9 protein-coding genes and 4 pseudogenes are annotated in these 10,833 nt (G+C 67.9%); 6 read left to right on the top strand and 7 right to left on the bottom strand.

Going from position 1 to position 10,833, the window contains the following annotated elements:
- From DIE04_RS17600 to DIE04_RS17570, 6 genes and pseudogenes are all read left to right on the top strand, one after another.
- Positions 1–147 (top strand): annotated as a pseudogene (locus DIE04_RS17600) (hydrolase); the annotation flags it as partial.
- Positions 148–805: 658 nt separating this feature from the next.
- On the top strand, positions 806–1,759 hold the full coding sequence (locus DIE04_RS17590; protein ID WP_124521317.1) for a LysR family transcriptional regulator: 954 nt from the start codon (positions 806–808) through the stop codon (positions 1,757–1,759).
- Positions 1,760–1,816: 57 nt separating this feature from the next.
- Positions 1,817–2,029 (top strand): annotated as a pseudogene (locus tag DIE04_RS17585) (FUSC family protein); the annotation flags it as partial.
- Between the two features lie 12 nt (positions 2,030–2,041).
- Positions 2,042–2,317: pseudogene (locus DIE04_RS17580) on the top strand (efflux transporter periplasmic adaptor subunit); the annotation flags it as partial.
- Between the two features lie 53 nt (positions 2,318–2,370).
- Positions 2,371–2,970, top strand: coding sequence for a DUF3331 domain-containing protein (locus tag DIE04_RS30170; protein ID WP_260426340.1), 600 nt, complete (start codon positions 2,371–2,373; stop codon positions 2,968–2,970).
- 385 nt (positions 2,971–3,355) lie between these two features.
- On the top strand, positions 3,356–3,556 hold the full coding sequence (locus tag DIE04_RS17570; protein ID WP_044848408.1) for a hypothetical protein: 201 nt from the start codon (positions 3,356–3,358) through the stop codon (positions 3,554–3,556).
- An 83-nt stretch (positions 3,557–3,639) separates the two neighbouring features.
- Here the strand turns inward: DIE04_RS17570 and DIE04_RS17565 are convergent, their stop codons facing one another.
- The 7 genes and pseudogenes from DIE04_RS17565 to DIE04_RS17535 form a co-directional block, all read right to left on the bottom strand.
- Positions 3,640–4,077, bottom strand: coding sequence for a nuclear transport factor 2 family protein (locus DIE04_RS17565; RefSeq protein ID WP_124521289.1), 438 nt, complete (start codon positions 4,075–4,077; stop codon positions 3,640–3,642).
- 91 nt (positions 4,078–4,168) lie between these two features.
- Positions 4,169–5,149, bottom strand: coding sequence for an NADPH:quinone oxidoreductase family protein (locus DIE04_RS17560; RefSeq protein WP_124487620.1), 981 nt, complete (start codon positions 5,147–5,149; stop codon positions 4,169–4,171).
- Positions 5,150–5,289: 140 nt separating this feature from the next.
- A pseudogene (locus DIE04_RS30165) lies at positions 5,290–5,487 on the bottom strand (acyl-CoA dehydrogenase C-terminal domain-containing protein); the annotation flags it as partial.
- A gap of 186 nt (positions 5,488–5,673) precedes the next feature.
- On the bottom strand, positions 5,674–6,420 hold the full coding sequence (locus DIE04_RS17550; protein WP_124487619.1) for a winged helix-turn-helix domain-containing protein: 747 nt from the start codon (positions 6,418–6,420) through the stop codon (positions 5,674–5,676).
- Positions 6,421–6,537: 117 nt separating this feature from the next.
- Positions 6,538–7,275, bottom strand: a complete 738-nt coding sequence (locus DIE04_RS17545; RefSeq protein ID WP_124521293.1) for a TenA family transcriptional regulator — start codon at positions 7,273–7,275, stop codon at positions 6,538–6,540.
- Positions 7,276–7,295: 20 nt separating this feature from the next.
- Positions 7,296–9,695: a bifunctional diguanylate cyclase/phosphodiesterase gene (locus DIE04_RS17540; RefSeq protein ID WP_124487618.1), complete on the bottom strand. Its 2,400-nt coding sequence runs from the start codon at positions 9,693–9,695 to the stop codon at positions 7,296–7,298.
- A 140-nt stretch (positions 9,696–9,835) separates the two neighbouring features.
- Positions 9,836–10,612: a Crp/Fnr family transcriptional regulator gene (locus DIE04_RS17535; RefSeq protein WP_124487617.1), complete on the bottom strand. Its 777-nt coding sequence runs from the start codon at positions 10,610–10,612 to the stop codon at positions 9,836–9,838.
- Between the last annotated feature and the right edge of the window lie 221 nt (positions 10,613–10,833).

The following is a 10,833-nucleotide window of genomic DNA, read 5'->3' as shown; positions in this document are numbered from 1 at the left end:
GCCGGCGGCCAGATGATCAGCGTCGCGCAGCTGTTCTGCGAACTGCAGCGCGACTGGGCGCGCAGCGCAACCGTTCCGGCATTCATCAACCTGTTCATCGAAACCGGCGGCACCGCGGGCATCCAGTTCTCGTACGACAAGAACTGAGCCGCGACGGCGCATGCCGTTTCGTGCGGTTGCGACCGTCCGGATACCGGCGGTCGCAACCGCGACACCACCCTGCGTCGACGCATTCCCTCCGATCCGTTACGAATACGCACGCACATCGCGGCGTTCCAGGCTCGCGACTGGGATGCCGTCGACACGGTGGAGGTCTATCGCCTCGATCAGATCGCCTGAAGCCCGCCGCCGCGCCGGCAAGCACCGGCAGCGATTCGCAGATCGTGCCGTCCCCGATGGTGGCGCGATCGATTGTTCCCTGCACGGAACACTGAGGACCATCCGGCCCGGCTATCGACAGGCGACACGTTCCACTACGCTTGGACTCATACGGATTGCCAACGGCATCGGACTCGCATCAAGCTCGCGTAACCCGCCACGCCCCCGAACCGCCCGTTCGTGCCGCGTTGCAGCGCAGCCGCGCGAAGTCGTTCGCGCGGCTGCGACATGCCGGCGGCGCGTCGCGTTTCCCACGCGTTGCAGCCGTTTCGGCGCATGCCGCCGCGCGCCGCGCTTTCGTCACACGATTCGCGCGGCCGGCCGCCGCCGTCGCGTCGCCCGTCGATCGCCTCGGCATGCGTGGCAGCGCAGCAAACGGCCGCCCTTTACTCATGCCCGACGCCCCTCGGACAGCATCATGAAATCCCTGAACATAGACGATATCCAGGCCTTCCTGTTCGCCGTCGAGCGGCAAAGCATCACCGAATCCGCACGCCGGCTCGGCCTGTCGAAGTCCGTCGTCAGCAAGCGCATCAGCGACCTCGAGCGCACGCTCGGCGTGCAGCTGCTGATGCGCTCGACCCGCAACGTAACGCCGACCGAAGACGGCATGATCTTCTATCGTGCCGCGTCGGAATCGATGCGCCGGCTCGTCGACGTCGCCGAAGAAATCGCGGAACGCTCGCACGGACTGTGCGGCGAGCTGCGCATCACGTCGCCGGTGAGTCTCACTCGCCGCCTGCTCGGGCCGGCGGTCGCGGCCTTCGCCGCCGCGCATCCGCAGCTGCGCGTCACGCTCGACACCGACGATCGCACGATGAACCTCGAAGTCGAGCGCTTCGACGTCGCGATCCGCTCCGCGCGACTGCCCGACAGCGCGCTGATCGCACGCCGCGTCGCCGCATGCGAGCGCGTCGTCGTCTGCAGTCCCGACTACCTCGCCGCTCACGGCGAACCGGACTCGATCGACGCGCTGCTCGAGCACCGCTGCCTGAACTACAGCCATACGGCGCCGTCGGCCACCTGGACGTTCACGACGCCCGGCAGCCTCGGCAAGCCGCGCGCAATCAGCCCGGGCAGCGTGTTCCTGTCCAACAACGGCGAAACGCTGTGCGACGCCGCGGTGCAAGGCATCGGCATCGCGATGCTGCCGCGCTACATCGCGGACGACTGCCTGCGCGACGGCCGGCTGGTGCGCGTGCTCGCCGATGAAGCACCGCAGGACGAAGTGATCTACGCGGTCTATCCGCGCAATCCGTACGCGAGCAACAAGCTGAAGCTGTTCATCGAACACGTGCGCATCGCGCTGCTCGATCCGCCGCCGTCCGCCGGCACGGACAAGGAGCTGCATGTCGAAATGCTGTCGACGGATTCCGTCTGACGCGATGCGCGCCACCGTGTCGCCGCCGTCCCGCCGGATCCGTCCTGCCGTCACGCCATGCCGCCGACCAAGCCCGCGCTGGCCAGGCCTGTCAACGCAGCGGCGTTCGCTCGCATGCTGCTCGGCATGAGCCGCGAATACGGCCGAACCGACGGCGCGCGCCTGATCCACGTCGCGAAGACCATCGTCGCCGTCGTGCTGGCGGTGGGCGTGTCGATGCGGCTGGAGCTGGCAGCGCCGCGCATGGCGATGGTGACGGTCGTGATCCTGATGATGCCGGCGATCCGGCTGCTGTCCGGCGGGCCGTCGCTGACCGGACACGTCGAAAGCGTCGCGCGCGGCCTCAGCGATCGCGACAATCCGGCCGGCGCGACGCTGCTCGCCGACCTCAACCCGATCTTCACGTGGGTGCGGCTCGCGCAGCGCGTGCCGGTCCGGATCCGGCTGGACGGTATGCCGCGCGACGGCTTCCTCGCGGCGGGCACGACCTGCACGGTCACGCTGCGCCCGATGCCGCACTCGATGGCGCGCGGCGCGGCGCCGGATACGCGCACTTGATGCCGTGGTGCGGCCGTAGGCACACACGCCCGTGTTCGATATCGGGCAACACCGTGTTCTTGTTCGCGCGCCTTCCGGTGGCCCGGCATGCGCTTTTACACTGGGCATTCGTCGGCGATGCGAGCGGTATGTACTGCGCACCCGCTCCGTCGACGCATCCCGAACCGGCCGCGTCGAGCGCGCGCGGCCTCGATCGACCCCGCGCCGGCCTCGCCGGCCGGCAGGAGACTGGCAATGGCATTCAGCTTAACTCACGAACTCCGGCGCCGCACCGGGCGGCCGATGCAGTGCCGTTCGTTGCCGCGCGATGCGGATCGGCGCCGCGGCGGTCGCGCCGAAAGCAATCGATCATGCTGAACGTCTCTTTCGTCGGCATCGCGCCGCGCATCTCGTCACCCGGTCGCAGCCAGATTCACGTCACGCTGCTGGAGTGGTCGCACGATTCGCTACTGGTCCGCTGGGTCGAAAGCGGCCGCCTGCACTACGGCGAACAGAAATGGCGCCGCGCGGTCGCCCGGCGAGACGGACGGTGCGCGTATTCGGGCCGCGCCATCGTGCAGGGCGAGGCCGTGTTTCGTCCGACCGGCCGGCCGCGGCCCGCGAATCACCTCGCGATGATCGCGGCAGATGCGGTGGCGTCGCTCGATGCGTGATGCGTGATGCGTGATGCGCGGAGCGCGTTGTGCGTTGTGCGTTGTGCGTGGTGTGATGCGGTGCCGTGTCGTGCAACATCGATCGCGCGGAACGGTACTTGCTTCATCGGCAATTCACTGGCGCGAAGCGAGCCGCGCATCGCTGCGAGCCAAGTCGATCTTGGCTGCAACGCATCTTTCGCACTCCCGAGGCCCGTTCGCACACGCTTCACCGGATTCGTTGATCAACGGGCGACAGTGCGTCACGCGCATGCCGGCTTATCGTTCGACGCGATCGCGCGTATCGTCGACCCATGTTGTCCGATCCCGTCGACGTCATCGGCTTCGTTCGCCAACCGGCCGCTCTCGCTCATGTGAATGCGGCCGTCAAAACAGGAAATTGATCATGGAATTCGTACTGGACCACTCGCTCGACGAGGATACCGCCCGCGCGGTCGAACATGAAATCTGGCGCGTCGATCCCGACGCCAAGGTCGAGATCGATCGCGCGACGTCGCACGTGAAGGTCGAGTCGTGGCTGTTCCCCGAGGAATTCGTCGTCGCGTTCGAGGATGCGGGCTACAGCGTCAGGATCAAGACTCACTGACGCGCGCCCGGCCGGCGCCGCACGCGAGCGCGACCGTCGCGTTGCGCCGGCGACATTTTCCGCACCGGCCGGCGGCCCGCCGCTCACCCGCCGATCTTGAACCCCGGCAACTGCTGCCCGAGCCGCGCGCCCATTGCCGCGCCGAGCGCCTGCAGCGCATTGAACGGCCGGATCATCACCTCGAATTCGACGATCCGCCCGTCGACGTCGAAGTGGATCATGTCGATGCCCTTCAGCCGCTTGTCGCCGACCGTCGCACTGAACTCCAGCACGACGCTCGTGCCGTCGTCGTCGGCGAACGCGCGGTGGTATTCGAAGTTCTCGAGGATCGTGAGCACCGTGCGCAGCGCCAGCAGCAGCGGGGGCGCCGGTCCGTACGGCTTGAACGCCATCGGCGAGCGGAACACGGCGTCCGGATGGACGATCGTGTCGAGTTCGCTGAAATCCTTGCGCGCGAGCATCGCGTGCCACGTCGCGAGCGATGTCGCGACGGCAGGTTGCAGATTCGACAGGGGTTGCATGCTCAACGACTCCGGTAACGTCACACGAAAGAAACCCGCTCGAAGGCGGCGCCCGCTCGGGTCGCCGCCGCATGATGCCGCGCCGGCGTCGTCACGCGTCCGGCAGGATCACGACCTTGCCCTTCACCTGCCGGCTCGCCATGCGCGCGATTGCGTCGGCCGCGCCCGAGAGCGGCACGCGCTCGGTGATCGCGGGCCGCACCTTGCCGGCCGCGAACCATTGCGCGAGCTGGTGCATGTTCGCCGCATGCTGCGCGGGGTCGCGCCGCACCGCGTCGCCCCAGAACACGCCCAGGATGTCGCGCTCCTTGAGCAGCGCGAGGTTCAGCGCGATCTTCGGAATCTCGCCGGCCGCGAAGCCGACCACGAGGAACCGGCCGCGCCACGCGGTCGCGCGCAGCGCCGCCTCGCTGTACGCGCCGCCGACCGGATCGTAGACGACGTCCGCGCCGCGTCCGCCGGTCAGTTCGTCGACACGGCGCCGCAGGTCCTCGGTCGCATAGTCGATCGTGTCGTCGGCGCCGGCCGCGCGGCACAGCGCGAGCTTGTCCGCGCTCGACGCGGCCGCGATCACGCGTGCGCCCAGCGCCTTCGCGATCTCGATCGCGGCGAGCCCGACACCGCCGCCCGCGCCCAGCACCAGCAGCGTCTCGCCCTGCTGCAGGCGCGCGCGCTGCTGCAGCGCATGCAGCGACGTGCCGTAGGCCAGCACGAGCGCCGCGCCCTGCTCGAACGTCATCCCCGGCGGCAGCGCCGCGATCTGCTGCACGTCGGCCACGCAATGCTCCGCGAAACCGCCATGACCGGTGAACGCGACCACCTCGTCGCCGGGCCGCCAGGCGCTCACGCCGTCGCCGACCGCGTCGATCACGCCGGCGAATTCCGCCCCGGGCGAGAACGGCAGCGCCGGCTTCACCTGATAGAGCCCCTGGACGATCAGCGCATCGGGGAAGTTGAGCGACGCCGCCTTCACGCGAATCCGCACCTGGCCGGCGGCCGGTTCGGGAACCGCGACGTCCTCGATGCGCAAGCGGTCGATCGGGCCGAATGCGGTACACAACAGGGCTTTCATGCTCTCCTCTCTCCTCGCGCGACGTCGTCGCGCAGCGATACGGCATCGATACGGCAGCGGGACGCGCCCGCGCGATCGGCGCGCAGCGCACGCGCATCGGCCCGCGCCGCGTCACCATCATTCGTGCTGCGCGGCGCTCTGAACCACGCGTCGCGCATCTCGAGCGTCGTCGTATCGGCGCTCGCCAGCAGGTCGAGCTGCGCATCCACCTTCGGCAGCTCCCGGCGAAAGAAGTAACGCGCGGCGGCACGCTTGCCGGCGTGGAAATCGCGATCGCACGCGTGCGCGGCGAGCGTCACGTCGAGCCACGGCCACGCGACGACCCGATGACCAAAGGCTCCGAAACCGGATGATCGGGTCGGCGACTGCCAATGCTGGCGGGAAATTTAGCACGGTCGTTCTAAACCGACAATGGCGGGTCGCCCCGATGGTGAACCGGGGCGATGGCGGCATGCGCAGGCGAAGGTTGGTCGATGCCGGCGCGCGACGCACCGGGCGCGATGCCCGACGTGCCCGCGCCCCGCTCACGCGTGCGGCGGGGGGGCCGCGTCGTCTGCCAGCGTGCCGAGCGGCACGAAGATGTAGCCCTTGCCGCGCACCGTGCGGATGTAGCGATAGTCGCCGACCGCCTGCTCGATCAGGTTGCGCAGCCGGAAGATCAGCACGTCGAGCCCGCGCTCGGAGCGCCCGGCCACGGTCAGCCCCAGCAGCGCGAGGATCTCCGCGCGCGACAGGACGCGCAGCGGCTGCGAGATGAACAGTTCGAGCAGCGCGAATTCGCTCGCGCGCAGCCCGAGGTCGTCTCCCGCGCGGGTCGCGCGCCGCGTGACGAAATTCACCTCGATGTCGCCGAACGCATAGGTTTCGGCATTCCGCGGCCCGCGCGGCGACTCCGGCCGGTTCGGCGCGTAGCGGCGCATCGCGCTGCGCACGCGTGCGACCAGCTCCATCGGCTCGAACGGCTCCACGACATAGTCGTCCGCGCCGATCTCGAGCGCGACGACCTTGTCGACCACCTGCGCGTCGCGGCTGATCACGATCACCGGCATGTCGTAACCGGCCCGCCGCAGTGCGCCGAGCGCCATGTAGAACGTCGTGGCTGGCCGTTCGACCCGCAACACGATCAGGGTGGGCGGTGCCGCGCTCACGTGCGCGAGCAGCATCGACACATCGTCGAGCGCCGACGTATCGATCTGGCAGCCGCGCAGGAGCACGCGGATCCTGTCGCGCATGCGCGGATCGGGCTCTACGACGAGAACTTGGGTGGCCATGGAAAATCGTCCAGCACGACGGCCCGCACGGCGCATCGCGACGTCACGCCGGCCCGCCTTCCAGCCGGAACGGCCGGGTGCGGCCCGCACGAACCCGCGCGCGCACGACGCCGGCGACTACACATGCATGCAGCAATCGAGACTCGTCAGGAAATAGCTCAGGCTCTTGCGGATCGACGTCTCGACGTCCCGCACGTCGCGCGCCGCGGGCGACTGGCCGAGCAGCGTCGCGACGATGTCGAGCGCCTCCCACGGATGCCGGTCGTCGTAGTCGGCGTGCAGCTTGAGCCAGCGCATCGCGCGATGCCGCACGGCCGGTTCGAACTGCCGTTCGTACGGCGATGCGCACAGCAGCGCGCTCCACTCGCCCGTCACGCCCTCGATCGCATAGTTGGTCGCGGCGATGCTCGGCGCGAGCGCGTCGGTACTGCCGCTCTTCCAGCACCAGTGGCTCAGCGAGAATCCGGCCAGCGGCGCGTCTCCGCGCAGCAGCATGTCGATCGTCACGCCCGATTCCGCCGCCCAGTTGGCCCAGTGATCGACGTGGTTCTGCTCGACGCGGATATTGCGGATCAGATAGCGCCGCGCCTTCTCGTCGCCGCGCGACCGGTAGGCGGCGGTCTTCACCAGGTTCATCGCCATGTATTCCGGAAACTGGCTGACCACCGCCCAGCCGGTCACGAAGAATGCGCGCAGTTGCGACGCGCGCAGCGTCCCGCCGCTCATCGCCGCGAACACCGGATGCGCACGGACGCGCGCCTTCAGTTCGTCGGTCGCGCCGACCACGTCGCGCAGCCAGGCCGGATAGCTCGCCAGGTCCATCAGGTCGCCGGTCAGTTCAAATGGAGCACTCATGCGTTCGTTCCTCGCTTGGTTCAATGGAATCCCCCTTCCTGCCAGGGCGCGGGGCGGCTGAAGTAATAGCCCTGGCAATAGTCGACGCCCAGCGCGCGAAGCATCTCGGCCGTCGCCGTATCCTCGACGTGCTCGGCGACGGTGCGGTACTGCATCACGTGCGCGATGTCGTTGATCGCGGACGCGATGCCGCGCTTGATGCTGTCGGACGTCATGGTCGACACGAGGCCGCCGTCGATCTTCAGGTAGTCGATCGGCAACTGGCGCAGATACGAAAACGACGACATGCCGGCGCCGAAGTCGTCGAGCGCGAAGCGGCAGCCGAGGTCGCGCAGCTCGCACATGAAGCGCGACGCGACCTCCAGGTTGCGCACGGCGCTCGTCTCCGTGATCTCGAAACACAGCAGCGACGGGTCGAGCCCCGACGCCGACAGTTCGGCGATCACGAACTCCACGAAGCGCTCGTCGGTGATCGACATCGCCGACAGGTTCACGTTGTATTCGACGTAGCGGCGCTGTTCGAGCCGCGCGAGGCGCCGGATCACGGTGCGTACGACCCAGCGGTCGATCATCGTCATGTGGCCGTAGCGCTCGGCGGCCGGCAGGAACACCGGCGAGATCAGCTTGCCGTCGGCGTCCGGAATGCGCAGCAGGATCTCCGCGCGCTCCCGCGCGCCGAGCGCGGGCTGGATCGGCACGATCGGTTGCGCATACAACTGGAAGGAATTCGTCTCGAGCGCCGTCTTCACGCGCCGGCTCCACTGCGTGTGATACGCCTGGCGGCTCGAATGCATGTCGCGCGAATCCGCGACATGCACGCGGTTGCGGCCGCGATCCTTCGCGACGTAGCACGCGACGTCGGCCATCTGCATCGCCTTCTCGACGCTCTCGGGCCGGCACGCGAGATCCAGCACGCCGATGCTCACGCTGAGCTTGAACGGCTCGCCTTCCCACAGGAACGTGAAGTCCTCGAGACTCGCGCGCAGGCGTTCCGCCTTGCCGCCGTCCGGCGCGCCGTCGCGGCCGGCCGGCAGCAGGATGCCGAATTCGTCGCCGCCCAGCCGGCCGAACACGTCGTCGTGGCCGAGACTGCGCGCGAACACCGCGGTCGCGTCGCGCAGCAGCGCGTCGCCCGCCGCGTGGCCGCACACGTCGTTGACTTCCTTGAAGCCGTCGAGGTCGAGCACCAGCAGCATCCCGCCGCCGCGCTGCGCCAGCGCGTCGCCCAGGCGTCGCTCGAACGCCGTGCGATTGATGAGGCCGGTCAGCGCATCGTGCGACGCCTGCCAGGTCAGCTTCTCGATCAACTGGTGTTCGCGCGTCATGTCGCGCAGGATCAGCACGTAGCCGACGCAGCGGCCCGCGGCGTTGTCCATCTTCGACAGCGACGCGCGCACCGACACCGCCGAGCCGCACACGCGGATCAGGTCGAGATCGCGGGTGAACGTGGGGTCGCTGCGGTTGCCGAGCGACGCGAGCAGCTTGATCGACATGCCCGTCGACGTGTCGATCAGGTCCAGCACGTCGTTGATCGGCTTGCCGACACACTGCCGCGACGACGTGCCGAGCAGCTGCTCGGCCGCCGGATTGACGGTCTCGATACCGCGCGTGAGGCCGATCGTGACGATCGCATCGGCGACCGAGCGCAGCGCGGCTGCCGCGAATGCCTGGCTCCGGTCCAGCTCGGTCTGCATCGACACCTGCTGGCGTTGCGCGCGGCTCGCCCACCGCACCGACAGCAGGATGATCAGCAGCGAGGCCACGATGTACGACAGGAACAGCTGGATGACGGCCGAGCGGAATTCGGCGCTCAGTTCGTCGGAAAAGCGCTTCGGCAGCGGTTCGATGTGCGCGTTGAGATCCCAGATCGCGTGGTTCAGGCTGCTCGTGCGTCGGACGTCGTCCGCATGCACCGACGCGTGCAGCGCGTTGGCGATCCTGCGCAGGTCGACCAGTTGCCGGTCCGCGTCCTCCCAGTATTGCAACGCGGCGTTCAGGCGTGCGAAGCTGCTCAGGATCGGGTAGAACCACACCACCGCCGCCGCATCGACCGGATTGATGCCCGCCTCGATCAGCGCCTGGCGCGCCACGCCGTGGTCCGGCGGCGTACTGGTCATCGCGCGGCGCGCGGCGCCGAGGAAGGTGAGGGTCCGGTCGACCGCCAGGTATTCGTCGAACAGCTTTTCGTCGCCGGTCTGCCCGTAGCGGCTCAGCAGCAGGATCTCGTCCTTCTGCGCCTTCGACCAGCTGCTTTCGCCGCCGACGTACACGCGCAACGACATGATCACGATCAGGCTGACGGCGACGAACCCGGCCAGCGCGACGACCACGACGACGATCGGCAGGATGCCGAGCGCCGGACTCCATGGCCACACGTGGAACGAGCTGCGCTGACTCTGGAGCTTCGAAATGTTTTCCATACCTGAATGACTGTTTTTCTGATTCTTGTCGATGCCGCCTGCCCGACGCGTCGCCGCACCGCCTGCGCCAGGCACCTCCCCGTTCCCTTTGCGCGCCGCGCCGCCGTGCATGCCATCGCGCCACGACGCGGTGCCGGCGACTATGTCGTCCGGACGCGGCGCGACAACTCGGCGCCGGCATCCGTACCGGCATCGGTCGCGAGAATGCGGCGTGTTTCGTCGCGCACGACCCGATGGCAATCGCAGCCCTGCCGTTCGAGACCGGCGAGATCCGTGAGCACGATGGCACCGCGATGCTGATGGATCAGGCCAAGCTCGTGAAGCTGCCGCGTGGCATCGGTGACGGTCTCGCGGCGCACGCCCAGCATCTGCCCCAGCATGCCGTGCGTGACCGGGATTTCGATGCTGCGTGCGCGCTCGTAGGCGATCAGCAGCCAGCGGCCCAGTTGCTGCCGCATCACGTGATGACGGCTGCAGAACATGACCTGCGACGCCTGGGACAACGCCAGCTGCATCCGCACGAAGACCTGCCGCCGGATCGCCGCCGACACGTCGCACGCGTCCGCGAAGCGGCGCGCATACAGCCGGTACGCGAACCCGCCGCGATAGACGACGACGCGGCGCTGCATCGCGCTGCCGATGACGTCGTCGCACACGATGCCTTCGCGGCCGATTTCCGTCACGCCGAGTGTCGTCTTGCCGCCCGCCGTGTATTGCAGGGAAATGCCCGCCGTCACCGGAAAATAGACGGCCTCCAGATTCTCGCCGGCATCGCACAGCACCTGGCCGGTCTCGAGATTCGAAAGCATCAGATGAGGCGCCAATTCGGAACGGTTAATTCCGTCGAGCGCTGACAGGAAATGATTGGCACCAAGTGCATGCGGCAACTCGATGACGTTGTTGGCCTGATGTATCACGGCGCACCTCGTACGTTGTATCCCTGCCCCTCGGCCACCGGACCTTCCTGCTGTTTTCACCGCACCGGTTTAACGGTTTCTCCGCCTTTTCAGCGCGGTGACATTGAGCAAAAAGGTATCACGCAGCCCAACCGTACGCGACACTCCGCTTTTGTTACATGAAGTAATTTGACAGTTCGGCTCGCCATCCGAAGATACTTGCATTGTCAATAAAAAATTGG

Origin of the sequence: Burkholderia sp. Bp8994 (assembly GCF_003853805.1) — a bacterium.
GTDB lineage: Bacteria > Pseudomonadota > Gammaproteobacteria > Burkholderiales > Burkholderiaceae > Burkholderia.
This window is presented reverse-complemented; position numbering and strand designations above follow the sequence as displayed.